At 63.4% G+C, this 25,496-nt stretch carries 24 protein-coding genes and 4 pseudogenes; 23 read left to right on the top strand and 5 right to left on the bottom strand.

Translation table 11 applies throughout. The features are described 5' to 3' along the window. The first annotated feature begins 11 nt into the window (after positions 1-11). The 5 genes from ACVIJ6_RS03115 (at position 12) to ACVIJ6_RS03095 (ending at position 4,749) form a co-directional block, all read left to right on the top strand. The gene (locus tag ACVIJ6_RS03115; RefSeq protein ID WP_456771449.1) at positions 12-497 is read left to right on the top strand and encodes a chemotaxis protein CheW; all 486 of its coding nucleotides are present in this window, start codon (positions 12-14) and stop codon (positions 495-497) included. A gap of 32 nt (positions 498-529) precedes the next feature. Next, positions 530-1,351: a CheR family methyltransferase gene (locus tag ACVIJ6_RS03110; protein WP_456771448.1), complete on the top strand. Its 822-nt coding sequence runs from the start codon at positions 530-532 to the stop codon at positions 1,349-1,351. Between the two features lie 17 nt (positions 1,352-1,368). Further along, a complete protein-coding gene (locus ACVIJ6_RS03105) occupies positions 1,369-2,463 on the top strand; it encodes a protein-glutamate methylesterase/protein-glutamine glutaminase (protein ID WP_456771447.1) in 1,095 nt (364 codons plus the stop codon). Between the two features lie 172 nt (positions 2,464-2,635). Further along, on the top strand, positions 2,636-4,201 hold the full coding sequence (locus tag ACVIJ6_RS03100) for a chemotaxis protein (protein ID WP_456771446.1): 1,566 nt from the start codon (positions 2,636-2,638) through the stop codon (positions 4,199-4,201). 344 nt (positions 4,202-4,545) lie between these two features. After that, positions 4,546-4,749 carry a hypothetical protein gene (locus tag ACVIJ6_RS03095; RefSeq protein ID WP_456771445.1) on the top strand — a complete coding sequence of 68 codons (204 nt, stop codon included), beginning with the start codon at positions 4,546-4,548 and terminating at the stop codon, positions 4,747-4,749. A gap of 247 nt (positions 4,750-4,996) precedes the next feature. Here ACVIJ6_RS03095 and ACVIJ6_RS03090 read toward each other — a convergent pair whose 3' ends face one another. Both ACVIJ6_RS03090 and ACVIJ6_RS03085 read right to left on the bottom strand, forming a co-directional pair. Continuing rightward, the gene (locus ACVIJ6_RS03090) at positions 4,997-5,263 is read right to left on the bottom strand and encodes a hypothetical protein (protein ID WP_456771444.1); all 267 of its coding nucleotides are present in this window, start codon (positions 5,261-5,263) and stop codon (positions 4,997-4,999) included. A 461-nt stretch (positions 5,264-5,724) separates the two neighbouring features. Next, complete coding sequence (locus ACVIJ6_RS03085) at positions 5,725-6,195, bottom strand: PfkB family carbohydrate kinase (protein ID WP_456771443.1); 471 nt, start codon at positions 6,193-6,195, stop codon at positions 5,725-5,727. Between ACVIJ6_RS03085 and ACVIJ6_RS03080 the strand changes: the two are divergent. The 16 genes and pseudogenes from ACVIJ6_RS03080 to ACVIJ6_RS03005 all read left to right on the top strand — a co-directional run. Then, positions 6,136-6,663 (top strand): annotated as a pseudogene (locus ACVIJ6_RS03080) (substrate-binding domain-containing protein); the annotation flags it as partial. The gene ACVIJ6_RS03085 and the pseudogene ACVIJ6_RS03080 sit on opposite strands and share 60 nt — an antisense overlap. A 61-nt stretch (positions 6,664-6,724) precedes the next feature. After that, a complete protein-coding gene (locus ACVIJ6_RS03075) occupies positions 6,725-7,318 on the top strand; it encodes an invasion associated locus B family protein (RefSeq protein WP_456771442.1) in 594 nt (197 codons plus the stop codon). 530 nt (positions 7,319-7,848) lie between these two features. After that, positions 7,849-8,721, top strand: coding sequence for a helix-turn-helix domain-containing protein (locus ACVIJ6_RS03070; protein WP_456771441.1), 873 nt, complete (start codon positions 7,849-7,851; stop codon positions 8,719-8,721). Positions 8,722-9,040: 319 nt separating this feature from the next. After that, complete coding sequence (locus ACVIJ6_RS03065) at positions 9,041-9,871, top strand: helix-turn-helix domain-containing protein (RefSeq protein ID WP_456771440.1); 831 nt, start codon at positions 9,041-9,043, stop codon at positions 9,869-9,871. 307 nt (positions 9,872-10,178) lie between these two features. After that, complete coding sequence (locus ACVIJ6_RS03060; RefSeq protein WP_456771439.1) at positions 10,179-10,583, top strand: hypothetical protein; 405 nt, start codon at positions 10,179-10,181, stop codon at positions 10,581-10,583. Continuing rightward, positions 10,538-11,947 carry an MFS transporter gene (locus ACVIJ6_RS03055; protein WP_456771438.1) on the top strand — a complete coding sequence of 470 codons (1,410 nt, stop codon included), beginning with the start codon at positions 10,538-10,540 and terminating at the stop codon, positions 11,945-11,947. Before ACVIJ6_RS03060 ends, ACVIJ6_RS03055 begins: the two co-directional genes overlap by 46 nt. Next, positions 11,947-12,201 carry a hypothetical protein gene (locus ACVIJ6_RS03050; protein WP_456771437.1) on the top strand — a complete coding sequence of 85 codons (255 nt, stop codon included), beginning with the start codon at positions 11,947-11,949 and terminating at the stop codon, positions 12,199-12,201. The genes ACVIJ6_RS03055 and ACVIJ6_RS03050 overlap by 1 nt, the downstream gene beginning before the upstream one ends. Beyond that, positions 12,201-12,992 (top strand): SDR family NAD(P)-dependent oxidoreductase, encoded by a 792-nt coding sequence (locus ACVIJ6_RS03045; protein WP_456771436.1) that lies wholly within the window; start codon positions 12,201-12,203, stop codon positions 12,990-12,992. Before ACVIJ6_RS03050 ends, ACVIJ6_RS03045 begins: the two co-directional genes overlap by 1 nt. A gap of 500 nt (positions 12,993-13,492) precedes the next feature. After that, on the top strand, positions 13,493-14,083 hold the full coding sequence (locus ACVIJ6_RS03040) for an NADPH-dependent FMN reductase (RefSeq protein ID WP_456771435.1): 591 nt from the start codon (positions 13,493-13,495) through the stop codon (positions 14,081-14,083). 95 nt (positions 14,084-14,178) lie between these two features. Beyond that, complete coding sequence (locus ACVIJ6_RS03035; RefSeq protein ID WP_456771434.1) at positions 14,179-15,429, top strand: acyl-CoA dehydrogenase family protein; 1,251 nt, start codon at positions 14,179-14,181, stop codon at positions 15,427-15,429. 21 nt (positions 15,430-15,450) lie between these two features. After that, complete coding sequence (locus ACVIJ6_RS03030; RefSeq protein ID WP_456771433.1) at positions 15,451-16,524, top strand: alpha/beta hydrolase; 1,074 nt, start codon at positions 15,451-15,453, stop codon at positions 16,522-16,524. Positions 16,525-16,636: 112 nt separating this feature from the next. Continuing rightward, entirely contained in the window at positions 16,637-17,617 is a 981-nt protein-coding gene (locus ACVIJ6_RS03025) for an NAD(P)H-dependent flavin oxidoreductase (RefSeq protein WP_456771432.1), read from the top strand. 200 nt (positions 17,618-17,817) lie between these two features. After that, positions 17,818-17,955: a hypothetical protein gene (locus ACVIJ6_RS03020; protein WP_456771431.1), complete on the top strand. Its 138-nt coding sequence runs from the start codon at positions 17,818-17,820 to the stop codon at positions 17,953-17,955. Further along, positions 17,942-18,115, top strand: coding sequence for a carotenoid oxygenase family protein (locus ACVIJ6_RS03015; RefSeq protein WP_456771430.1), 174 nt, complete (start codon positions 17,942-17,944; stop codon positions 18,113-18,115). Before ACVIJ6_RS03020 ends, ACVIJ6_RS03015 begins: the two co-directional genes overlap by 14 nt. A gap of 15 nt (positions 18,116-18,130) precedes the next feature. After that, a complete protein-coding gene (locus ACVIJ6_RS03010; RefSeq protein WP_456771429.1) occupies positions 18,131-19,660 on the top strand; it encodes an AMP-binding protein in 1,530 nt (509 codons plus the stop codon). Positions 19,661-20,368: 708 nt separating this feature from the next. Then, positions 20,369-20,533, top strand: a pseudogene (locus tag ACVIJ6_RS03005) (transposase); the annotation flags it as partial. A gap of 48 nt (positions 20,534-20,581) precedes the next feature. Here ACVIJ6_RS03005 and ACVIJ6_RS03000 read toward each other — a convergent pair. From ACVIJ6_RS03000 to ACVIJ6_RS02990, 3 genes and pseudogenes are all read right to left on the bottom strand, one after another. Next, positions 20,582-20,827, bottom strand: a pseudogene (locus tag ACVIJ6_RS03000) (IS66 family transposase); the annotation flags it as partial. An 815-nt stretch (positions 20,828-21,642) separates the two neighbouring features. After that, a pseudogene (tnpA, locus tag ACVIJ6_RS02995) lies at positions 21,643-21,756 on the bottom strand (IS66 family insertion sequence element accessory protein TnpA); the annotation flags it as partial. A gap of 620 nt (positions 21,757-22,376) precedes the next feature. Beyond that, the gene (locus ACVIJ6_RS02990; protein ID WP_456771428.1) at positions 22,377-22,715 is read right to left on the bottom strand and encodes a hypothetical protein; all 339 of its coding nucleotides are present in this window, start codon (positions 22,713-22,715) and stop codon (positions 22,377-22,379) included. A gap of 82 nt (positions 22,716-22,797) precedes the next feature. On the opposite strand from ACVIJ6_RS02990, the gene ACVIJ6_RS02985 reads away from it, so the two are divergent. Further along, positions 22,798-24,165, top strand: coding sequence for an NAD(P)-dependent oxidoreductase (locus ACVIJ6_RS02985; RefSeq protein ID WP_456771427.1), 1,368 nt, complete (start codon positions 22,798-22,800; stop codon positions 24,163-24,165). 3 nt (positions 24,166-24,168) lie between these two features. Next, the gene (preA, locus tag ACVIJ6_RS02980) at positions 24,169-25,494 is read left to right on the top strand and encodes an NAD-dependent dihydropyrimidine dehydrogenase subunit PreA (RefSeq protein WP_456771426.1); all 1,326 of its coding nucleotides are present in this window, start codon (positions 24,169-24,171) and stop codon (positions 25,492-25,494) included. Positions 25,495-25,496: the final 2 nt, after the last annotated feature.

The raw sequence follows: 25,496 nt of genomic DNA, 5'->3' as shown, positions 1-25,496 counted from the left end.
GAAAGAACGACATGGCCGAATCGACTCAATATCTGACGCTCGGTCTCGACGGCGAGACATTCGGCATCAGCATTCGCAACGTCCGCGAGATCCTGGACATGCGGCCGATCTGCCGTTTGCCGCATGCGCCTGCATTCCTGCTCGGGATGATCGACGTACGCGGCAGCGGCTATCCCATCGTCGATCTGCGACTGAAGCTCGACTTGCCCAGCGCGCCCGCCACCGATGCCACACGAATCATCATTCTCGATGTGGCGATCGAGAACCGCATCGTTGGCGTCGGGTTTGTTGCGGATTGTGTCTATGAAGTCACCGATATCGACGATCGCACGATGGAAGCCGTGCCCGATGTCGGCGGACGCTGGAAGTCCGACTACATCGCTTGCATCGGACGCAAAGGCGAAAAGTTCGTCATCATTTTCGATCTCATCCGTCTAATGGCCCACGAGGGGATGCCGTCCGCAGAGGCGGCGCCGACCGCTGCGGCTGCGGCGTGAGCGTCCGGAGCTCGGCAGTGCTGGAGAGTGCGTTGCATCTTTCAGAACGTCATTTCAAAACCATCTCAAAGCTGATCGAGGGACAGGTCGGAATCAAGCTGCCGGCCGCCAAGCGGCTGATGGTCGAGGGGCGGCTCCACAAGCGTGTCCGCGCGCTGAACTACTCCTGTCTGAACGAATATGTCGACAATCTGTTTCAGGATGACCGGTTCGAGGAGGAGATCGCGCATCTCATCGATGTCGTGACCACCAACAAGACGGATTTCTTTCGAGAGCCGTCGCATTTCGACTTCATGCGCGAGGTCGCTGTTCCCGGGCTCCTGAATTCTCGCAGTCGCGCCGATCTAAAGATCTGGAGCGCGGCTTGCTCCACCGGTATGGAGGCGTACACCGCCGCCATGGTGCTCGACGACATGAACCGGAGAGGATCGCGCTTCGGCTTCCGGATCCTCGGGACCGATATCTCCAACCTCGTGCTGAATGCAGCAAGGACGGCGATCTATACAGCCGACGCACTGGCACCGGTGCCGCCGGAGTTCATCAAGCGTTACTTCATGATGTCGCGAAACCGCGAGAGCGATCAGGTGCGTGTCGTACCCGAGCTGCGCCGCCTGACCGGGTTCATGCGCATGAATCTTGTGGAGCCCGGCTACCCGGTCGACCGCGACGTCGACATGATCTTTTGCCGCAACGTGCTGATCTATTTCGAGCGCGAAACGCAGCGCAAGGTCATCGAGCGTCTGTGCACGCACCTCCGGCCGGGTGGCTATCTCATGGTTGGACACTCCGAATCGATGATTCACAGCGTCGTGCCCGGCTTGAAGCAGGTGCAGCCGACGATCTTCAAAGTCTAGCAGCGGAACGCGGCACGATGGCAAGCCAGAAGGTTAGCGTGCTGATCGTGGACGACTCGGCGGCGGTGCGCCAGATTCTGACGTCGATCCTCGGAGAGGATCCCGAGATTGAGATCATGGCCACGGCCTCCGATCCCTATGCGGCCGCGCGGTGCCTCGAGGCTCAATTGCCCGATGTGATCCTGCTCGACATCAACATGCCGCGCATGGACGGCATCACGTTCCTGCGCAAGATCATGGCGCAGCATCCGATTCCCGTCATCATCTGCTCGTCGCTGACCGATGAAGGCTCGGAGTTGATGTTCGAGGCATGCGAGGCCGGTGCGGTCGACATCATTCCCAAGCCGCGCATCGATACGCGTCAGGCCTTGCTCGAATGCTCGACCCGGCTGCGCGATGCGGTCAAATCGGCAGCCGGTGCGAAGGTGCGGTGGCGGCCGCAGCGAAAGACCGTCGTCGAGAAGCGGCTGACGGCAGATGCCATCATCCCGCCGCCCGTCGCGGGACGCGCGCATCGCAAGACGGAACGCATCGTCTGCATCGGCGTCTCGACCGGAGGGACAGAGGCGCTGAATGATGTGCTCGAAGTGCTGCCGCCGAACTGCCCCGGGATCTTGATCGTGCAGCACATGCCGCCGGGTTTCACAGCCGCGTTTGCACGGCGGCTGAACGGCATCTGCCGGATCCAGGTCAAGGAGGCCGAAGATGGCGAGCCGGTGCAACAGGGGTGTGCCTATATCGCGCCGGGTGCTCGTCACATGCTGCTGCAGCGCGTGGGGGCGCGCTATGCCGTTGCGATCAAGGATGGTCCCCCGGTGTCGCGGCATCGTCCATCAGCCGACGTGCTGTTCCGCTCAGCCGCGCAACATGCCGGCAGCAACGCACTGGGAATCATCATGACCGGCATGGGGGACGATGGGGCGCGGGGACTTCTGGAGATGCGCAAGCTGGGCGCGGCGACGCGGGCGCAGGACGAGGAAAGCTGCGTCGTGTTCGGTATGCCGAAGGAGGCGATTGCCCGCGGCGCGGTCGAGAAAGTGATCTCGTTGAACCAGATCCCGCGCGAGATCATGCTTTGGTCTCAGGCGGGACAGCCGCTGTTGGCGGATTAGGTACGCGATGGCTGAAACTTGCCCCCGGGAAGCGATCAGAACGTCCCTCGCCTCGATCGATGACGTCTCGTCGCACATCGAGGAAACCTTCTTGCAGGCGGGACAGCGGCTCGGCCGCGGACATGCGATCTTTCAGGAGCTGAATCACGATCTGGCAGCGCTGGCCAACGAAATGTCCGGCAGCGAGATCGAGCAGGCGTCAAGTGCAGTTCGTGACATCGCCAGCCGGCTCGACCGTCTCGCGCAGGCGTTGCCCGCTGAGACGGCGCTGCTCGGCCGCCTCCGGCAAAGCGCTGCAGAGGCGGCGGGCCAACTCAAGACTCTGTTCAAGCATGTCCAGACTATCTCGATCATCGCGCGTAGCGCGCGCATCGAGGCCGCATCGCTGGAGGGAGACCGGGACAACTTCCTTGTCTTTACCAGGCAGGCGCATGAGATCGCGGGCTCGGTAAAGCAATCGCTCGACGCCTGCGCGCGGGATCAGGACCTGCTCGCAAAGGCGGTCGAAGCCGCTCTCGATCGGCAGAGTGATTTCGACCAGCGCTATCGCACCCAGCTTCTCGCGACCGGCGAAGAGCTGATCGTCGCTTACTCCGCCATGCACGAGCAGCGGAGCAACAGCCTCAAGCTCGCAGAGTCGGCAGGCGGGAGTACGCAGAAGATCGCCCAGGCCGTCGCCCGTTCGATCGTCTCGCTGCAGGCCGGAGACAGCACGCGGCAACGGCTGGAGCATGTCAGCTGGGGGCTCGAATTTGCCGACCGTGAAATAGGAGTTACGGATCCGGAATCGTGCCAGGATCTTGCGACGTTGCCAGCCTTTCTGTGTCGGCTCCAATCGATGCAGCTGGATGATGCGAAGCGCGAGCTGCAGAACGATACCGGGGCGATCTTGCACGCGCTGTCGAGCATCGTGAGCGATGCGATCGGCGTGATTGGCCAAGGCAGGTCGCTCTATGGTGATCAGGGCGATTATGCCGTATCCTTTCTTGCGCGCACCAAACAGGTGCTGGCGCAGGCCTCGACCCTCATTGCCACCTGCGAACGAGCGGGCACGTCGGTCGACGACGCGCTTCTCATGGTTGAAGAACTGCTCGGCCGCTTTCGCGTCGCCGTTGCGGCTCTACTGGAGGCCGTCCTCGATATTACCTTGATCGGCATGAATGCGAGCCTCAAGGCGGGTCACCTTGGTAGCAAAGGAAGAGCTTTCGTCGTGATCGCAAACGAACTCAAGGCCACGGCCGATGTGGTTGCCGCTGGCGCCGGCCGGCTCAAGACGGCCCTCGAAGTCATCGAATCCCTGGCGCTCGAGCTCCGGGCGCTTCGCCTCGGAGGCGAGCCTGCCCAACTCGCCGGGCTGGAGCCGGCGATTCTCGATGCGATACATGGGGTCGAAGCCGGACATGCACGTCTCGGGACGTTAGTTGAACGCCTGATCAGCGAGGGTGCCGAATTCGAGGAGCTGATGGGATCGGTTCGGCAGCTGATAGCCCATCTCAACGAGAGCACGACCGCGTTGTCCGGTGTTGCCGCGCAATTGAAGGCAACCGGTGTGGGCGCGCAAGGAGCCCTGCCTACGGTGAGCGACCGGACAGGCTTCGACGATGCCTTTGGTCGTTATACGATGGAGCGGGAGCGCGAAGTTCACCGGATGTTCCTGAGCGGCTTCGGTCTCGTGGCGAGTGCGCCCTCGCAAGACGTCGACGAGCTCGAAGCAGACGATGGCGTGCTGCTGTTCTGACGCCGCGTTGCGCAGGTCGAGCCGTTCCGGTCGTCCAATCCAAGTCGCCACCCCGGCCGATCGCCGTGTTCGGCGGCGAGAGCCGGGCTGATTAACCGGCGATAGCCGGAAGGCTCGCGTTGGATTGTCACTCATTGCATCAGCACTCAATGTGACAGGGCCTATCCCGAAGCAGGCGCGATCCGGTGGTCGCTGAGCCTTGCAGCTCCACACGAACGAAAAGTGGACGTATCTGGAGCGGCGAGGCGGCCGCGACAAATCTAAAGCCAGTAAGCCGTTGCAATCGCTGGTGGCCCGGCAGGACTCGAACCTGCAACCAAACCGTTATGAGCGGGAGGATATCGATGAGGTTCGCTGATTCCGCAGCAATTTCATTCGATTTCGAGGACGTCCGCTCCATTTTGTTCACATCGATTCTGGTGCGAAACTGGTGCGGCGGGAAAACCCGAAAATTAGTCGCCGAGATCGAGCAGGCGAGCGCGGAAATCCTCGCCTACAGCCAGGCCCCGGAGCTTTCGACCCGCTTCGCGAGTTGGGCCAGATGCTGACGTTCAGGGATGGCGATGAAGTCTGAGGGCCCAACTCGGGATTTCCGCCGCGCGTTCGCGAGAGAGCCGATCAGCAACTCCGGAATCTTTCGAACAGCCCCGATGAGAAGATCATCAGGGGGCATCGCGAAGGCCGAACCGCGTGATCGCTCGCTCCTGAGAATCGCGCAAGTTGCAAGTCAGAAGGAGCGATGCCTTGGCCGCGATCCCGCTGCGACGACATGTCGATCGTCTGGATCAAGCAGGGTCAGACTTCCAAGCCCGGCAAACCGCCAGAGACGAGCGCGCGGCCGACAGCGATAGCGGTCTCTGGATCGTCCAACGTCAACACCGGTACAACCGGCGCGAGGTTGAGGATGGCATCAATCTTGGTTACGTCCTGCGCCATGAACGCTTCTTTATGCTTTTCGACGTGGGTCGACGGTTTCGCTGGCTTGTGTGTTGTCAGAGCGCCGATGTAACGATGGCCTGTAGAACAAAGTTTAGGTAGCAGCGCGGCTTGAGCGCCGAACATTATTCAACTGCTGATCGCCAAGGCGGTAGAGATATCGATCGTCGAGGGGCTCGTCATAGCGTCCTGCTCCGCTCAGTTGTCGTCAGTTCGATCAGCGCTGGGGCCATTTCTTATCGATCAACAAGCCAAGTTTTGTGGACAACATCGAAGAAGCGGCTATCAGAGAAGCCGTGCGGGCCCCGCGTAACCGCTCTTCCGCATGCGAGGATCGGCGAAGCGGGAGCTTCGTATAGCGCCGTGCGATCGGGATAGGCGACCTGCAAGACGAGGGGAGGGTGACCCGCGCCGTCATCGGCTTCGAACTCGTGCATGACCTCGATGCGAAGGGCATACGGTGTCTCACGCCAGATCGGTAATTGCTGGCTCGACCGTAACGATCGAAGCCGATCTCGTGACCGCACCGGACAAAACCTTCAAAAGAAGCGAGGCGAATGAGCATGACGAATCTTCGCTCTTCTACTTCATGTCTTCGCGGTCTGTGCGTGGATGATCCTCTGAAAGGGCTGCAGGGCATGCTCGGTCGCCAGAGCGCCAAAATGGCCGATCACCTCTCCAGCTACGTCTTGTCCCAGCTTGCAGGCAGTCAATGAGGGCATTCCGACCAGACGGCCTGATAGGTAACCGGCATTGAACGAGTCACCGGCACCCGTCGTGTCGCAAAGAGTTCTGGCCTTCGGGGTGGGAACGCGAACGAGAGTGCCTTCGTTGAAGAGAGCCACCGCGGTGGGGCCGTTTTTTACAGCAATTTCTTGAACGCCAGCATCGCTGATCCGCTTTGCCGTCGCTTCGGGGTCAACATCGCCCCAGAGTGTCGCCTCGTCGTCGAAGCTCGGCAGAGCAATGTCCGCGACCTCGAGAGCTTCTCGAACGGCATGCCGCATCTCGAGTGGATCCCGCCAGAGCCGGGCCCGAACATTCGGATCGTAGGACACGACGCTTCACTTCTGGTGCTTGCGCCCGCAATTGATACGTCCGCCCGCGATGTCCAAGGACTCATTGCTGGCCTGCCGGTCGTCCAGGTCATGCGAAGGCTTCCGGGTCTCAAGGCGTCGCTGGTCGCCCCGGAAAACAAGGAGGGCGCGCGAAAGGCTACCGCGCATCTGATTGCACAGGGACACAAGCGCATCGCCGTCGTCGGAGGGGCCACGTCGCTGCTGGTTCGCGAAGAGCGGTTGTCCGGATATCGCCTCGCCCTTGAGGATGCCGGAATCCCGCTCGATGCGTCGTTGTTGATTGAAACGAGGACCAACTGCTCGGGTGGCGGGGCACCGGTCCCGCAGCTGCTCAACCTGCGCGATTCCGCGGCTGCTGCCCTTTGTTTCAACGACGTCGTTGCTATCGGCCTCATTCGTGCCCTCACCCAGGCTGGTGTTGCAATCGGTCGCGAGTTCGCTGTGATCGGCTTCGACGACATCGAAGAAGCTAAGCACATGCTTCCCGCACTCACGAGAGTTGCGTTGAATGACGGCGTACCTGGCGTCAGACGTCACCATCTCGACACCGAGCCGTGCCGCCACGAGCATCGACAGGCACGACGATCACGCGCCCCAGCGCTTCCAAATCGCGCAGGCGCAGACCGGCCAGCCCGCTGGCGGGGCGGCCGCCTCCAGCCTTCCGGGCGGCGCGTCATCGCTCAGCGAGAGCTACCGGGACTGGCGGGTCTCCTGCATGCTGGGTGGAGCAACGAAGCGCTGCACCATGTCACAGGCCCAGGCTCAGCAGAACGGTCAGCGCGTGTTGGCGATCGAGCTGATTGCGTCGAACGGCAATACGGTCTCCGGCACGCTGGTCCTGCCGTTTGGGCTCGCGCTCGATTCCGGCGTGGCCTTCCAGATCGACGAGAAACCGCCCATGCAGCCGGCCCGCTTCCGCACCTGCCTGCCCGTCGGCTGCATCGTCTCCGTCACCTTCGATGCGCGGACATTGGTCGCGCTGCGCGCCGGCACGGCGCTGAAGCTGAAGGCCACGGCGGATGGCGGCGCGGCGGCGCCGTTCTCGATCTCGCTGCAAGGTTTCGGCACCGCGCTTGATCGTGTCGGGGCGCTGTCGCGTTGAGATGGCTCGAGAAAACGCGCCGGCGCGCGTTCGCCTCGAGCCATGTGTCGATGTCGATTGGAAAGCCGTTGATGGCGATCACGCGACGAGACGTGGACCGCCCACGTCGTGGGGGCGGCCGCAAAGTCGTCATTCGCTGCGAATCCCAGCGCGGCGTCAACGCGGTTTGCGGTCCGACTTGGGATGGCGCTATGTATGATGGAACTAATCAGAGTCTCCAGCTTCCGCAAGCGACAAGCCGGTCAAGAATGCCACGCTGAATCCGGCCACGCGCGCAGGAACGGAATGGGACGGCTGCCTCAGTTCGGAGAACCGGCAGTCGGTTCTTTGCTGTGCGAAAATGTTCCTGCAGCGTGTCATCAGGTCGAGGTATTTCCGAGTGACATGTCGTCTCCTCGCAAGTCGCGAATTGCAGCGAGTGGCGTTCCGGCTGCAAGGATGCTAAGGAACCCGAGGTTCACGTTTGGAATTCGCTGCGGGTCAACAGGCCACCAACCTTCATCAAACGCGGTCGAGCTTAGATCTGTACCATGGAGTCAAAGCGCAATCTCGAAAGCGACGAGACGCACGGCGTGCTTCGGCAATTCGATGCCGATGTCGTGGTGTCGAGCCGTGGGCTCGGCTGGTCCTCGGCCCATGCGTCGATCCAGCGAGAACGGCCATTCGAGGGCAGGTTAGACGCGATTTCTGATTGTATGCTGGTGGTGCACCGCAGCGGTCCGGTCGACGTGACCTACAGGGCGGACGGCTGGTCGCTGACGCGGCGCGTCCCTTCGGGCGGCATCTCCCTTCTTCCGGCCGGATATCAATGCGACATAGCCCTGCATGCGCCGCTCGAAACGATGCATGTCTATCTGCGATCAGATCTGTTCGTCGATGAGGGGCGAATGGTCGTGCCGGCGCCGTGGATCGGGGCTCAGGATTCGATCCTGCATCATCTCGCGAGTGCCTTGGGGGAGGGGCTGCGTGACAGCCGTGGCGCGTCTTCGCTGTTCGTCGAACCGATCGCGCACGCCATCGCGCGCCGCGTGGTGTCGATCGACGGAAAGTGCACGACTGACGGCGACCGTCGCTCCCGGCTTTCGGAACGGCAAATGCGGCAGGTTCGGGAGTTCGTCGAAGCCAATCTCGACGATGATATCCGTCTGGAGGCCATGGCCAGCGCATGCGGGCTTGGAGCCAAGGCGTTCCTGCGGCTGTTCAAGGCATCCGTTGGAACGTCACCCTATCAATATGTGATCGCCGTTCGGGTCGAGCGCGCCAAGGCGCTTCTCGACGAGCAATCGCTCGGGCTGGCGGAGATCGCGCTACGCTGCGGCTTCTCCCACCAGGAGCACTTGACGCGAATGTTTCGGCGGCTCGTCGGCCAGACGCCGGGACGATATCGCCGCCGCGCAGACTAATGTGGCAGATCCTCCGTTCGTTTCGGCATCTCCGCGAGGCGTCGGAAGTGGTGCGTCATCTTGGACCACGCTCCGTGGATGGGACTGCATTATATCTTGCGAAGTTCGGCCGCCTCCAGCCCTTGATTTTTGGACGGATCGCAATCAGCATCCTTCAGGAATTTCTCAATTGGAACGGTAATCCAGACAATCTCCGGAGCGAAGCAGATGGCCGCGTTCGGCCGATCGCCCAGCCTGAAAGGTTCTGTTCAGCATCGCGGAGGCTCTCGTGAGCGCCAAGCGGAAAGTCGATGATGTTGCGTCGCCAGATGACGCAACGGTGAGCATCAAGGCGTCCAGCGCGGGCCTCGGCTGGTCGATGTCATTCGCCTCGCTGCAACGCGAGGAGCCCTTCCGTGGGCGCCAGGTGAGCCACTCCGACGCGTTGCTGGTGACTGGAAATCATGGACCGGTCGACGTCACCTACCGCATCGGTGGACGTTCGGTGTCGAAGCATCTGCATCAGAAGGGAGTCTTCTTCCTCCCGCCCGGCCGTGATTGCGAGGTGACGTTGCGTACGCCGCTGGACACGCTGCACGTCCATCTCCATCCGGATCTCTTTCGCTCGCCCGAGCCCTGTGCGTCGGGGCAGGATGTCGACCTTCGACCGATTCTCGGCGATCCCGAAGGCGTGACGTGCAGTCTTCTCGCCGTTCTGGAGGAGATCCTGCTGCAAGGCGATACGTCCTGCTCGCTGCTCGCGGATTCCGTGGCCCTTGCGATCGCCAACCGATTGCTCGTCCTCAATCGGCTGGATCGAAAACCCGAAAATCCGTCCGGGCGCGCGCTCGGCAGCCGACATGTTCGCGCGGTCCGCGATTTCGTCGAGAACCATCTCGCAGACAGCATTCCTCTCACGGAACTGGCCAAGCTCTGCGGCGTGAGTTGCGAGCACTTCGTCCGCACCTTCAAGACAGCCGTCGGTGTATCGCCGCATCGCTATGTACTGGGTTTGCGCATCAACCACGCAAAACGGCTGTTGCGGGACTATGACCAGGGGCTTGCGCAGATCGCACGGCAGTGCGGATTTGCCCATCAGCAGCATTTTACCAACACGTTTCGGCGCATGACGGGCGTGACGCCCGGCGCCTATCGGCGTTCGCTGAACTGACCGTCCGGGACAACCCGTCCTGAACGATTGCCCGCGGGCCGCATCGGCCACCCGCGTCGGTCGGCGGCGCACTTCGTATCAGTTTCCTGCAAATCGGGACAATTCGTGCAGGCCTTCTCCCGGCCGAATCCCTAGCGTTCACTCCAAGGCGCCCGTTCCAAAATGTCGGCGTCAGCTAGGGAGAAACGTCCATGGCATTCGTCGCTGCCGGGAGAGGGCTGTCTTGCGCCCTGTCCAAGCTGGATCCGCTTGACAGCCAGGTGCTGTTGACGACGTGTCCAAGTCGCGGTTGTCGCGGGACCCTGGCATGATGGACCGCGCTCCGCTCATCGTCGGCATCGGCATCGGCGGCGAGCGGCATGCCGGTTCGACCGTCGAGAAGGCGGCGCTCGCGGAGGCCGTGCGTTTCGCCGCAGTGACGCAGTTGTCTCCTGGCCGGTCGCTCGATCTCATCCCTTACGACGACGTCGAGAATCTTCGCGTCGACCGCCGCGTCCATCTCGCGGGTGGGGCGGTGGGCGCGACGCTTGCGACCGTGCGCAACATCGCCCTCGGGCTGCGCGGCTGGCTGACGCCGTTTTCGGCGGTGATCAACGCCTCGACCCGGCCCTTCTCGCAGGACGGACGGTGTGACGATCCGGTGCTCGCGCAGCAGATAGCCCTTCGTTGCCGAGCAGGTCATGGAGTTCGCGCGGATGCGACGGCTCTATAACGACCGCAGCATCGGGCGAACCGAGCCCGAAGCGAGGCCGCGGGCGACCTCCGCGTAGTCGAATTCGAGCTACGGCAAGACAGGAAGAGAAAATCCAAACGGAGCCAGGGGAGAAAGCGGTGAACAAGTCTCGTTTCTTCAGCTACGAAAATCTCGTCGTCCTGCTGATGGGGGCGGCATTCGGGTTCGTGTTCTTCGATCGGCTTGCGCTGAATCTGCTCGCACCGTTTCTGATGCCTGAGCTGCAGTTGAGCAACAGCCATCTTGGCGCGCTCTCCGCTGCGCTGGCCCTGAGCTGGGCGATCTCCGGCTACGCGGTGGGAGCACTCTCGGACTACTTCCAAAACCGCAAGACGCTGCTGGTATGCTCGATCGTGATATTCTCGGCATGCTCGATCGGATCGGGCCTCGCGAATTCGTTCCTGATGCTGCTGGCGGCGCGATTCCTCATGGGCTTCGCCGAAGGGCCGGTGCTGCCGATTGCGCAATCGATCATGTCAGCAGAATCCACGGAGCATCGCCGCGGCTTCAACATGGGCGTGTTGCAGAACTTCTTCAGCTCGATCCTCAGCAACTTCGCCGCACCTCTGACACTCATTCCCATCGCCGAGCTGTACGGCTGGCGGAGCGCATTTTACGTCGCCGCCCTGCCGGGCCTCATCGTCGCTGCGCTGATCGCCGTCTTCATCCGCGAGCCGTCCTCCACGAGCCCGGCGACGCCACACGCGGGACGAAGCGTGATCCCGCTCACCACCATGCTCAAGCACCGCAACATCTGGGTGTGCGCGGTCATCAGCTGTCTGATGGTGGCGTGGCTTCTCATTCAGATCACTTTCCTGCCGGTTTATCTGGTCCAGACCCGCGGCATGTCTCCTGGCGCGATGAGCGTCGCGATGGCCGCCACCGGCGCCGCTGCCGCCATCTCGTCCGTGCTCGTGCCGGCCCTGTCGGACCGGTTCGGACGCCGCTCGATGCTGATGTTGTTCGCCTTCGTCGGCGTGATCGCGCCGATCACGTCCGCGACCTTCGACGGTCCGCTGCCGGTGATGCTTCTGCTGATGGGCACGGGCTTCCTCGCGATCGGCAGCTTCTCGCTGTTCATGGCAACCATACCGTCGGAGACGATGCCGCCCGCCCACATCGCCAGCGCGCTCGGCTTCATCATGGGGGTTGGGGAGATCGCGGGCGGCTTTGTCGGGCCGGCTGTCGCGGGCGTTGCCACCGATGCTTTCGGCCCCTCGACTCCGATGTGGACCGCCGCGGTTCTGTGCATCGTGGCGGGTCTATTCTGCACGCAGCTCCAGGAAACCGCGCCACGTGTGATTGATCGCGGCAAGCGATTGGCTGCGGAGTCGCCGGCGTGATGCGGCCCCGGCCGGCGCCGACGCTTTCCGGCCAGGACTTGCAGGAAACCGACAGGAACATGCACGTGCTGTGGAAGATGCTCGCGCGTCTTGAGCCGGACCTCACGCCCGGGGGACCTGATCGCGCAGCTCGGCCCGAGGGCGACGGGTATCCGATGATTCAGGAGAGGAACGTCGCGGCCTTCGCTACGACGTGGATCGTAAACCCGGTCGGCACGATGAGGTCGGTCGTGGCAGTCAAGGAGACGATTTGATGCGGTTGAGCAACAAGGTTTGCATTGTCACCGGCGGAGCGTCCGGAATCGGCGCTGCAACAGCGATCCTGTTCGCGCGGGAAGGCGCGCAGGTCGTGGTGGCGGACATCGCGGCGACCGAAGCAGTGGTCGCAAAGATCAACGATGCCGGAGGCAGCGCCATCGGCGTCGAGGCGGATGTGTCGATCGCAGCCGGCGCCGAACGTGCAATCGACGTTGCCGTGCGGGCGTATGGCGAGGTCGACATTCTGGTGAACAATGCCGGGATCGGGACGCGGGGGGATGCGCTCTCGACCGATGAGGAAACCTGGGACTCGCTGTTCAGGGTCAATGTGAAGAGCGGGCATCTCTGCTCGCGCGCGGCGATGCCGCATCTGCTGAAGCGAGGCGGCGTGATCCTGTTCACCGCCTCGATTGCAGGACTCGAAGGCGTCTGTGACCTCTACGCATATTGCGCCACAAAGGCTGCGGTCATCAACATGGCACGCGCCATGGCGCTGGATCTGGCCCGAAGCAACATCCGCGTGAACGTCGTCTGTCCGGGCGCGACCGATACCCCGATGCTGCGAGCTGGATTCGGCCGCAACGGAGTTCTCCCGAATCAGTTCATCGATCGCTTGCCGCTCGGGGCGCTGGTCCAGCCCGAAGACATCGCGGATGCGTTCCTGTTCCTCGCATCGGACAGCGCGCGATCTATCACAGGTCAGGTCGTCGTGGTCGATGCGGGCCTCGTTGCTGGCGATTTCTTCATGCCCGGCGCGGCGGCAGAGACGCTGCGCAACGCGAATTGAACGACGAAACCGGATGGGACAGGCCCCGGCGGGCAGCACCGGCCGACGTGTCACGCAGTAGGCGCGTTCCATGAATCGCCGGGCCGCCCGCGCCAGATCGTGGAGGAGAAGTGCGAGTGGGACGTCAGCGGCCTTGATGGTCCGCACGTGCAGCCTCGGAGTCGAGCCGTTCGTCAGATGCTCCAGGACAGCGACGGGGATGTCGCCATATCGGTGCGTCTTCGCGGCGTGCGTCGATCGCGAAGGCCGTCGGCTTGCGGCAGCAGGATTTTTTATCAGTTTCCTGCAAGCCGGTCGGTTTTGTGCAGGCACGGCCTGCCTCACCTCTCCTACGTTCGGCCTAACGAGCGAACCGTTCAAGACGACGGTCGCGAAGGGAGGATGCGCATGGCGCTACGCAGTGCGTCGGCAGGGTATTTCGATACAGCTTTCGCCGCCGGGTCGTCGGACAGGCTCCGGCCATCGAGCCGTCTGCAGCCGCAAAGGCCGAGGCGTCTCCGATGAGTAACGCCGTTCCGTTCATCGTCGGGATCGGAGGGACCCAGCGCGAGAGCTCGGCTTCCGCGGCGGCGCTTCGTTACGCGCTGGCCCGAGCAGCGCAGCTTGGTGCGACGACCGAGCTTTTCACCGGGCCGGCCCTGCGCCTGCCCCTCTATGACCAAGGCGAGCGATCGCCGTCGGCTCTCGCCATGATCGCGGCGCTCCGCGACGCAGACGGCGTCATCGTCGCAACGCCGAGCTACCACGGTTCCGTCTCCGGCCTCGTCAAGAACGCGCTCGATTATACGGAAGATCTTCGCGAGGATGCGCGCGCCTATCTCTCCGGTCGCGCCGTCGGCGCCATCGTCTGTGCGGACGGCAACCAGGCCATGGGCTCGACGCTTGCGACGGTGCGCAGCGTCGTACACGCACTCCGCGGCTGGCCTACGCCGTTCTCAGCGGTCATCAACACCTCCCAGCGTCCTTTCACGGCGGATGGCGAATGCAAGGATGCCGCCACGGCGCAGCACCTCTGGCTGGTGGCCGAGCAGGTCGTCGAGTTCGCCACAATGCGAAAGCTCTACGAGAGCCGCGGGAGCGGACCGCGATAGCACATCGGGCCGGTCACGAGATCGGACCGACTGCGTGAAGCTCCCCAGTCGATGAGCACCGTCTCTCCTGAACCCAGATTTCCACGGAGACCTCCATGCAAGACCAAGCCTCGAGGAAAGACCTGCCCGCGCCAGAGCCAGATCTGAAGCCGCGGGATCTGATTGATCGCGCCATCGCCACGAGGGGCCTGCTGCGCGAATCGCAGGACGAGACCGACGAGCGAGGCTACTTCTCCGACGCGATCGAGCAGAAATTCGTCGAGGCCGGCTTCTATCGGATCCTGCAGCCGAAAATGTTCGGTGGCTACGAGTTCGGTTACGAAACCTACTTCCGCGTCATGCTCGAAATCGCGCGTGGCCATCCTGCCGCCGGGTGGTGCCTCACGCTGGCTGCCTCTCATGCACCGATCATCGCCGCGCATTGGTCGGAGGCTGCGCAGCTGGAAATCTTCGGCGCGTCGGGCCATTTCGCGGCTCCCCACCGGGCCGCGCCGGGCGGCACATGCCTGCCTGTCGAGGGCGGCTACGTGATCAATGGTGTGTGGCCATACTCGTCCGGAATCCCGCACAGCACGCATTTTCTGGGGGCGACGCTGCTGCAGACCTCGTTTCCTCCGAGACTGCTCCACTTCGTGGTGCCGCGCGGCCGATACACCATCCTGAACGACTGGGGTGGCGATCGGACGTTGGGCATGCGCGGATCCGGGTCGAACAGCGTCAAGCTGGAGAATGTCTTCGTACCCGAGCACATGACCGCGTTCTTCGATGCTCTGGGCGTCAAGCAGGATTTCCGCAATGGCACCCATGGCACCCGCTTGCACGGCAACCCGATCTATCTCGGCGTCGCGATGGGACCGTATCATGCGTCTCTCACCGCTCCGATCGTCGGCGCGGCCCGTGCCGCGATCGACGAGTACCGCGATACTCTCATGTCGCAGAACACGTTCGCGCCTCCCTTCATCAAGCGTGCGTTCGAAACGGATTTCCAAGTCTCCTATGGTCGCGCCATCGCGCTGACCGACGCGGCGGAAGGCGTGCTGCTTCAGGGCATCAGGCAGCATACCGACTATTGCCATCGCTGGGCCGGGACCGGCGTGGCGGCCTCTCCGGAAGAGAATCTGCGGCTGTGGGGCATGCTGCAGACCGGAGCGAGACTCGCCTGCGACGCGATCGAACTGCTGTTCCAGACCGCAGGATCGACGGCCGCGCGCAAGGGATCGAGGCTGGTCCGTTATCTTGGTGACGCTCAGATGTATCGCGGGCACATGTCGTCTCAGTACATGACGTTCGCCAAGTACATCGCGCGCAGCAATCTCGGGTTGCCAACGGGCTTCCTGGATCTTTGATACCCAATTGGGAGATCGCACGTGAACCAATCGCAGTCGACATCCGAGCCGTTGGTCCTGGCGGATCAGGGCTTCTTCTGGACCGGCGTCCAGCGTCAGCAGACGCCCAACGGCACGATCGCGTCCGGACAGATGTTCGTTCAATACCAGATTCCGGAGCGGATCCGGTCGCCTTATCCCATCGTTCTGGTGCATGGAGGCGGCGGACAAGGCCTCGACTACCTGGGCACGCATGATGGCCGGCCCGGATGGGCGACCTACTTTCTCCGGCAGGGATTCGCCGTTTACGTCGTCGACCGGCCCGGCCATGGCCGCTCACCGCTCCATCCGGATGCGCTTGGTCCGATGACGCCTTCGCCGAACTACGAGTTGGCCATGGCGATGTTCACGGCCCCCGGAAAGCAACCGAGCAGTTGGCCGAATGCCTCACGCCACACCCAGTGGCCCGGACCGGGCGTCATCGGTGACCCGGGCATGGATCAATTCATGGCCGGGCAGGGGCCATTCCTCGTGTTCCTTGCGCAGACGCAGCAACTGATGCAGAAGGCCGGCGCAGAGCTTCTCGACCGGATCGGACCGGCGATCCTGCTCACTCACTCGATGGGCGCGCCGTTCGGCTGGCTCGTCGCCGACGCCCGGCCGAAGCTCGTCAAGGGCATCATTGCGATCGAGCCGATGGGCCCGCCCTTCAGCCAGCTGCCGATGGGACTCGGTGATCTCTCCTACGGACTCACCGCCATCGCGATGTCTTTCGATCCTCCGGTCAAGAGTCCGACCGAGCTCGGGCGCGAGACGCGCAAGGCTCCGCGGCCCGGTCTGGCCGACTGCTTCGTTCAGAAGCATCCTGCACGAAAGCTTCCGAACCTCGCCTCCATCCCGGTGGCGGTCGTGACGTCGGAAGCATCGGCGTGGTCCATGCACGATCATGGCACGGTCGATTTCCTGCTGCAGGCGGGTGTTCCGGCCGTCCATCTGCGTCTGGAGGAGATGGGGCTGCGCGGCAACGGACACCTGATGATGCAGGAGAGGAACAGTGACGAGATCGCTGGGCTCTTGACGAAATGGATATCGGAGCACGTCTCAGCAAAGATCTGAGCTTCGCTGCGACGATCAGCGGCGGCGGGCATGCCTGCGGGCCATGGTGAAACGCGTGCGACGGCGTCCGCCCGTCGCCTGCTCCTAATGAGAGGACGTGCAGGGAATCAACATGAAGACGGCCATCACAGACCTGTTCGGTATCCAGCATCCTATCATTCAGGGCGGCATGCATTATGTAGGCGTTGCCGAGATGGCCGCCGCGGTGTCGAACGCCGGCGGCCTCGGCCTCATTACCGGCTTGACGCAGCGAACGCCGGAGCTGCTGGGGAAGGAGATCGCGCGGTGCCGCGACATGACCGATAAGCCGTTTGGCGTCAACCTCACGTTCCTTCCCACCTTCGCCGAGCCGCCTTATCCGGAATACATTGCGGCCATCAAGGAGGGCGCCGTCCGGATTGTCGAGACGGCCGGAAGTAGTCCGGAAGCTTACATGCCGCTGCTCAAGGCGGCGGGCATCAAGGTGCTCCACAAGTGCACATCCGTGCGTCACTCGCTCAAGGCGGAGAAGATCGGCTGCGACGCGGTCAGCGTCGATGGCTTCGAATGCGGCGGCCATCCTGGTGAGGACGACGTTCCCAACATGATCCTGCTGCCGCGGGCCGCGGACGAGTTGAAGATTCCGTTCATCGCGTCCGGCGGCATGGCGGACGGACGTAGCCTTGTCGCTGCGCTGGCGCTCGGGGCGTCCGGCATGAACATGGGCACCCGCTTCATCGCGACCAGGGAAGCTCCTGTCCACGAAAACGTCAAGCGGGCTCTGATCCGGGCTACCGAACTCGATACGGTCCTGGTTATGCGGGCGCTCAAGAACACGGAACGTGTGCTCAAGAACAAGGGCGTCGACCAGCTGTTGGAGATCGAGCGCGTGAAGGGCGCGTCGCTCAAGATCGATGACATTCGCGACAAGGTGGCCGGTGTCTATCCAAGGGTAATGGTGGACGGCGAGACGGACGCCGGCGCTTGGAGCTGTGGCATGGTCGCCGGGTTGATCAACGACGTGCCGACCGTGAAGGAGCTCATCGACCGTATCATGGCGCAGGCTGACCAAATCATCCGTGAGCGCCTGACCAGCTTGATCGAGGCGCGATAGGCTCCAACGATGCTTGATCGGATCGCGGCCTATAGGTCGCATAAGCAGGTCCAAGCTTTCTCCGGTCTCGGCCGGCGAGCGATATTGATCGGCAGGAGCAGTGAGGGCGCATCCGATGGAGCGTCACCCGCTGCCGCATCAGGATGGCGCTGCCGGATCAACGACCAGGCCGACCAGAAGCGACCAGGGGAGACCGCGTCATGATCATCAACGCCGCCGAAAGCAGGTTCTTGTTGGGCGACTATGCGTCGATCGCCGAAGAGCAGACGAGATTCGATCTGCCGGTCACCGGGCGAGCCCGTCTTCGTCCAGGCCGCCGGGGCGGTGAACGAGGATGACGGCTATCTCATGTTCACCGAGTTCAACTCCGATCGCGGCGCGACCGACCTTGTCATCCTCGATGTCCGCGCGATCAAGGACGAAGCACTGGCCCGCATTCATCTGCCGATACGGGTGCCGTTCGGAGTCCACGGCAGCTTCGTGCCATTCTCGCACTAACCGAAGGAGCTGAGCGTGTCGGTGATTGCTCTGGAACTTGAGACGAAGGACATCGTGGCGTCGCATCGCCGCGCGACGCCGGGCCGGATCGCGTTGTCCGATCTCGAGGCCGATCGGCATTGGACGTGGGCTGAGCTCCATGCTGCCGTCGACCGGCTGGCGGCGTGGCTCGTCGAGCGGCTTGGACCATGCAGCGCCCAACGCGTGGCCTGTCTCTCGCGCAATCGCGCCGACGTCCTGCTGCTGTATCTGGCGAGCGTTCGTGCCGGCGCGATCTTCGTCCCGCTGAATTGGCGTCTGGCCAGGCCTGAGGTTCGTGCGCTGATCGAGGATGCCACGCCGGAGATCATCTTCCATGAGGCCGACTTCGATCTGTCGGGTGCGCCCGGACAATCGTTTGCGATCGAGCGCCTGCAGGACCTTGGACGCGAGGGAAGCAGGCCCGATGCGACGGCGCGGCGCAGCGATTCCGACGTCAGCACGCTGCTCTATACGTCGGGTACGACCGGGCGCCCGAAGGGCGTGATGATCTCCGAGCGTGCGGCGTATGCCTCGTCGTTGAACATGAGCGGCGGCTGCGGCCTGACGGGGCGTTGCGTCTTCCTCTGCGACATGCCGCTGTTCCATACGGCAGGCTTGTTTCTGACCGCCCGTGCGACGCTTCAGAGCGGCGGCAGATTGCTGCTCTCCGGCGGGTTCGACCCGATGCGGACCTTCGCGCGGTTGACCGATCCCGAACTGGGAGTCTCGCATTACTTCTCCGTGCCTGAGATGGCGGCTGCCATCACGCGCTCGTCGAGCTTCGACGGCGCCGCGCTGCGTCGTCTCGAATGCTGGGCCATCGGGGGCGCGCCTGTTCCTCCGGCGTTGATCAGCACCTATCTGGACCACGGCGTTCACCTGGTTCAGGGATTCGGGATGACCGAAACGGGGGCCAATCTGTCGATGCCGCCGCACGATCTGGCGCGGCTGCGTGAGAAGATCGGAAGCTGCGGGCTGCCGCTGACGGGCACGAGGATGCGACTCGTTCCGGTGTCGGACGGTGGCGGCGCCGCGGCGGAGGTCGATATCGAAGAGGGCGAGCTCTGGCTTGCCGGCCCGGGTCTCGCGCAGGGCTACTGGAATCAGCCCGAGGCGACCCGGACCGCCTTTCACGACGGCTGGTTCGCGACCGGCGACATCGCCCGGCGCGACGCCGATGGCTTCTTTCGCATCGTCGATCGCAAGAAGGACATGTTTATTTCGGGCGGCGAGAACGTGTACCCGGCGGAGGTCGAGGCGGCGCTGTGCGAGTATCCAGCCGTCGCGGAAGTTGCGGTCGTCGGCGTGCCCGATGAACGCTGGGGCGAAGTGGGATGCGCCTATGTCGTACTGAGGCCCGGCGCGCAGGCCGATGCCGATGCTCTCGCCGCCCATTGCGCGGATAGACTCGGCAAATTCAAGATCCCGCGCAGCTTCGTCGTGACGGCCGCTCTGCCGCGAACGGCCTCGGGCAAAGTGCAGAAGCGGCTGCTCCAGGCAGAGGCGCAACCCAACTCGCGGTGAGCGCGGCGATGCGCGGACGCGTCGTCTCATCGTGGGTGTCGATCGTTCGAGGAATGGACCCGACATCGAGGTCAACAAGATTCCCGTTCTCTGCGGCAGCGCAGACCCATGCGCTCCGCAGTTGCTCTCAGCCAAGATGAAAGGTTCCAATCTTCGGCCGGACGATGGTCTCGAAACGATTGCGCCAGGCACTCACGAAACGGACTTCAAATATCAGGAATGGTGTGACAGTCCGGATGCGATGTTCCATCCGCGCCGCGCCGTCAAACAGAATTAGCGCCACATCGCTCGTGAAGAGCGTTCGTAGAGCCGTTCACCATCGCTGGCCACGACGGTCCAAGGGATCTGCAGTCCGGCACCGGTCGGTTGGCTATTCTTAGTTTGCTTCTGCGAGGACACGGCCCACCTGCAAACGGCAGGCTCGCCGGTGTCTGCATCGGAACGATCACGGTTGAGGGACGATGGTCGCCGCTCCGTCTGGAGCCGACGGCAGGGAAAGGCTGCAACCTCTCCCGCCAGGCGCAGCACGCCGGCAAACACCCGGCTACGGGCCGTAGTAATATCCATAGGGCGCATAGACGACCGGTGGCCGGACGTACACGACGGGCGGTGGCGGAGGCGCGACATAGGCGACGGGACGCGAGGCAGCCGCAGCACCGAGTGCGGCTCCAACGACCAGACCCGCAGCCGCGCCGGCTGCGACATTGCCGTGACCGGACCTGGGAGACGCGCGCTGGCGCGGTTGAGCTGCGCATCCCCAAGCTGCGCAAGGGAAGCTACTTCCGGGGCTTCCTGGAGCCGCGCCGGATGGCCGAGAAGGCGCTGACCGCGGTTGTTCAGGAGGCCTATGTGCAGGGCGTCTCTACCCGCTCGGGTAGTGCGCACGACGCGAAGCTGCGCCGGGACCCAATCCAGCATCTCGCTGACGCTCTCGCCGATCAGATGGAGAGCTCCGCCACAGCAGCCACAAACCCTGTCTTGCACGTCCGCCAGGACGTCTTCGCGTGGCAGATGATCGGGCAGCGTACGATTTCGCGGCGGAGTTTTTGTTTCTGGAGTGACCTTCGGTTGCGCTTCCTCGACGCGACCAACATCACTGTCGAGATCCTCAAGACCGAGTGCAAGCTGATCGGGATCGAAGCGCTCGAAGCTGCGGCCGAACTGCATTCGCTGCAGCTGTTTGATGATGGATTCGAGACGCTCGATCTCGGTGTCGCGATGGTCGATCGCAGCGGCAATGTCGCGCACCAAGCGCTGCAGAAGGTCAGTATCGGACGGGAGACTGGTGAGATCGATCTGCATGTCCGATGGTACTCAAACATGCTGATTCGTAGAAGAATCGCAACGCAGTTCAACACCAATTTTTGCAGATCATCCTGCAATCGCCGGCTTCCAGACGCGCTCCGGCGTGCGCCAGTCGATGCAGCGGAACAGCATGCTGGTGACGATGCCGTGGCGCCGACAGAGTTCGGCAGCGGCCGTACCGCAACGTCGGACTCACGCACGATCGCGAGCTTCTCCTCGTCCGTGAACCGGCGCCGGTTCGCTCGCCCATCACGTGGCTCATCTGTCAAGCTCGTTTCGCAGTCGGGCGCCTTAGCAGCGCTGCTTACGACGCTGCTAACGATGGGCCGGGCGGAGGGATGAAGATGGGCGCGCCAGTCGATCGTGACCTCGCCAGCGGCCAGTCGGTCGCGCCATTTGCGCAGCGAATGCGGCGACAACTGCATCGCTGCGGCATAGGCGCGGAGCTCCATTCCGCTCCAGTTCAACGCCTCGACATGCATCGCCCAGAACGCCTGAGACGCCCGATTACGCACGTCCGAGGTGATCGTGAACCTGCGCTGCTTCTGCTTTCGGAGCGCCTTTTCCCGCTCTTCCCGGGCGCGCTCGCGGCGCAATTCCGTCTGATATTTCTCGAGCTTAAGCGCAGTCTCGTTGCCGGCCAGCCGCTTCAGCCAACGCCGCAGGGTGTTCTCAGTCAGGCGTTGTTGTTGGCAGTATTTGCGGATCCCGAGACCGCTCCGACGCCACGCTTCGACGTGCAGCGACCACCATTCGCGGCGCGCTTTGTTCTCGAAATGTTTGGATCTCACCGGAGATTCTCCACAGCAGCAGAGAACCCGAAATGGAACGACAACTCACGAGGGGGAAGGTGTGCAGAGACCGGACGGTTACCGGGCGGCCGTCTAGGGCAAGATAAAAGCGGCTCGCCGGTTGAACGGCAAGCCATTGACATGGCTTGCGTTCAACGGTGCCGGTCGGTCTAGGGGCGTGCGATCAGCGAGCATTTCGTCAACAATCTCGAGGGTCTTTCTGGCACTGATCGTATGGTCGCGCACGAGCGCGCATAACGCGGACTTGCAAGAAGACTGCGTGAATTGCGCAGTTGGAAGACAGGGTGTTGGCGGCCTTACGAAGGCCTCAGCGTCTCTCCGATTGCAGGCCCAACGCAAATCGACGTTTGACGTCAGGTTGGTTCAGAAGGCGCGCAACAAATCGGGAAGCCAAGCGAAGCCTCAGGGAAAAGTAAGGAAGAGAGTTTTCACACCCTACGCACCTCCGGTGCTGACGCTTCGCGGGCCGCATGCGGCTATCTCGTTGGGGTGAGGCAAACATTTTCTCTCAAGCGATGTTTACAAAAGCGGGCCTGAGCGAATACGGCGGTCTCGCCGGAAGATCGACAAATCAAGCCTCGTCAATGATTTGTCCACGTCTAGGCGCGTATGCGGACGGAATTGCCGGTCTCGGGGTCGATCCGTGGTGCGTTCGCTTCAGTCAATCGCGTTCCAAACTGGCGACTCTCGCGATCTGAACTCGAAATCTGCGGGCCGCTTCCGGAGGGCCGCAAATCGATTGCGAAGCGGTCAGGGTACTGCACGAAGACGCGGCTTGTCGTTGTCGCCTGGTGATCTGCAAGCTCCACCGGATCGCTCAAACCAAGGGCAACCATTGCCATGGGAATTGGCAGTGCGCCGGTCGCGCAGGCAGAGGCCGTGTTCAGTCGCGCGCTGAGATCTTTTTCGCGGCCGCGACGCATGTCGGCGTTTGACAATTTTGATCAACTGGTCAAATCTTCTGGAGCAAGATCGTTCTCGAACAGGTCGTTCAGCGACCGAGACTGCAGGAGGACTGGGTTGAGCAACGAACCGGCTGGCGGCCTTGCGGGCCACAGAATCTCTGCCGAGCTATGCCGCGAGAATTTCAAGGACCTGGTTGCGCCGCTCCATCCCAACGAGGCGCGCGTCGCCGCCGAGCGCTGCCTGTTCTGCTACGATGCGCCCTGCGTCGCAGCGTGCCCGACCGAGATCGACATTCCGCTGTTCATCCGCCAGATCGCGAACGGCCTGCCGGTCGCGGCTGCCAAGACCATCCTTGATGCCAACATCATGGGTGCGATGTGTGCCCGCGTCTGTCCGACTGAAAATCTCTGCGAGGGCGCCTGCGTGCGCGAGTCCTCCGAGGCGCGTGCGGTGGAGATCGGACGGCTGCAGCGCCATGCGACCGACGCGTTGCTCGCGAGCGGGCGCCAGTTCTATCGCGCTGGCGCGCCGACCGGCAAGCGCATCGCCGTGGTCGGTGCCGGTCCGGCCGGGCTGTCCTGCGCGCACGCGCTGGCGCGGGCCGGCCATCAGGTGACGATCTACGAGGCGCGCGACAAGGGCGGCGGCCTCAACGAATACGGCATTGCCGCCTACAAAGTCACCGGCGACATCGCGCAAGCGGAGCTTGCTTATATTCTCGCGGTCGGCGGGATCGCGGTCGAGTACGGCAAGGCGCTCGGTCGCGACATCACTTTGGCCGGCCTGAGAGCCGATCATGATGCGGTGTTTCTCGGTCTCGGCCTCGGCGGCACCAATGGTCTCGGTCCTTCAGAGGTGCCGAGCGGTGTCAGTGATGCGGTCGCGTTCATCGCCGCGCTGCGTCAGGCGCCGGACAAGACCGCGCTGCCGATCGGCCGCAACGTCGTCGTGATCGGCGGCGGCATGACCGCGATCGATGCGGCGACCCAGGTCAAGCTGCTCGGCGCCGAATGCGTCACCATCGCCTACCGCCGCTCGAAATCCGAGATGCCGGCCTCGCTTCATGAACAGGAGGTCGCGCAGGTACGCGGCGTGCTGATCCGCGAGCATCTCGTGCCGGTCGGCTTCGAGCAGGCTGATGGGGCCGTCAGCGGCGTCACTTTTGCGCGGACGCGCAGCGAGGAGGGACGACTGATCCCGACGGGCGAGCGCATGACGCTCGCGGCCGACCAGGTGCTGATCGCGATCGGACAGACGCTGCTCGCGAGCGGCCTCGCCGATAGCGACCTCAGCTTCGAGAACGGCCGCATCGCGGTCGATGCGGCGCGGCGCACCAGTCTTCCCGGCGTCTGGGCCGGCGGCGATTGCGTCGCCGGTGGCAGCGATCTCACCGTGGCCGCCGTCGCCGACGGCAAGGCGGCCGCAGCCTCCATCATCGCGGCGCTGCAGGGCGCTGCTGTGCCCCATCACGCAGGAGCTTGAGCAGTGGCCGACCTCCGCACCAGCTTCGCCGGCATCACCTCGCCCAATCCGTTCTGGCTCGCCTCGGCGCCGCCGACCGACAAGGCCTACAACGTCGTTCGCGCCTTCAAGGCAGGCTGGGGCGGCGTGGTTTGGAAGACGCTCGGCGAGGATCCACCCATCGTCAATGTCAGCGGTCCGCGCTATGGCGCCATCCATGGCAGCGATCGTCGCGTCATCGGCTTCAATAACATCGAGCTGATCACCGACCGTCCACTCGAGGTCAACCTGCAGGAGATCACGCAGGTCAAGCGCGACTGGCCGGACCGCGCCGTCGTGATCTCACTGATGGTGCCCTGCGAGGAGCCGAACTGGACCGCGATCATCAGGCGGGTCGAGCAGACCGGCGCCGATGGCATCGAGCTGAATTTCGGCTGTCCGCACGGCATGAGCGAGCGCGGCATGGGCGCTGCGGTCGGCCAGGTGCCCGAGTACATCGAGATGGTCACGCGCTGGTGCAAGGCGGCGACGCGGATGCCGGTCATCGTCAAGCTCACGCCGAACGTCGCCAGCATCCTGCCGCCGGCGGAAGCGGCGAAACGCGGCGGTGCCGACGCGGTGTCGCTGATCAACACCGTGAACGCGCTGATGGGCGTCGACATCGACCAGATGGCGCCGTGGCCGCATATCGACGGCTACGGCACGCATGGCGGCATGTGCGGCCCGGTGGTCAAGCCGATCGCGCTCAACATGGTCTCGGCGATCGCGCGCCATCAGGTGACGCAGGGCCTACCGATCTCCGGCATCGGCGGCATCGAGAAATGGCGCGATGCGGCCGAGTTCATGGCGCTGGGCGCCGGCAACGTCCAGGTCTGCACCGCCGCGATGGTCTACGGCTTCAAGATCGTCGAGGAGATGATCGCCGGCCTGTCGGAGTGGATGGACCAGAAGGGCTACGCGCGCACGGAGGATTTCGTCGGCCGCGCCGCGCCGCGCAAGACCGAGTGGCAGCATCTCAATCTGGATTATGTAGTGAAGGCCCGCATCGACCAGGACCTCTGCATCAAATGCGGCCGCTGCCACATCGGCTGCGAGGACACTTCGCACCAGGCGATCACCAGCCTCAAGGACGGCCAGCGCCATTTCGAGGTGATCGAGGAGGAATGCGTCGGCTGCAATCTGTGCGCCGTGGTCTGCCCGATCGAGAACTGCATCACCATGGTGCCCCTCAAGGAGGGCGAGGTCGATCGCCGCACCGGGCTGACGGTCGGTGGTCACCGCACCTGGCTCGAACACCCCAACAATCCGATGGCGACGAATCCGCGGCCTGCCAAACATGCCGCGGAGTAGTT

Source organism: Bradyrhizobium sp. USDA 4369, from assembly GCF_054056435.1.
Note: the sequence above shows the minus strand (reverse complement) of the source record. Positions and strands in the feature narration are given on the sequence as shown.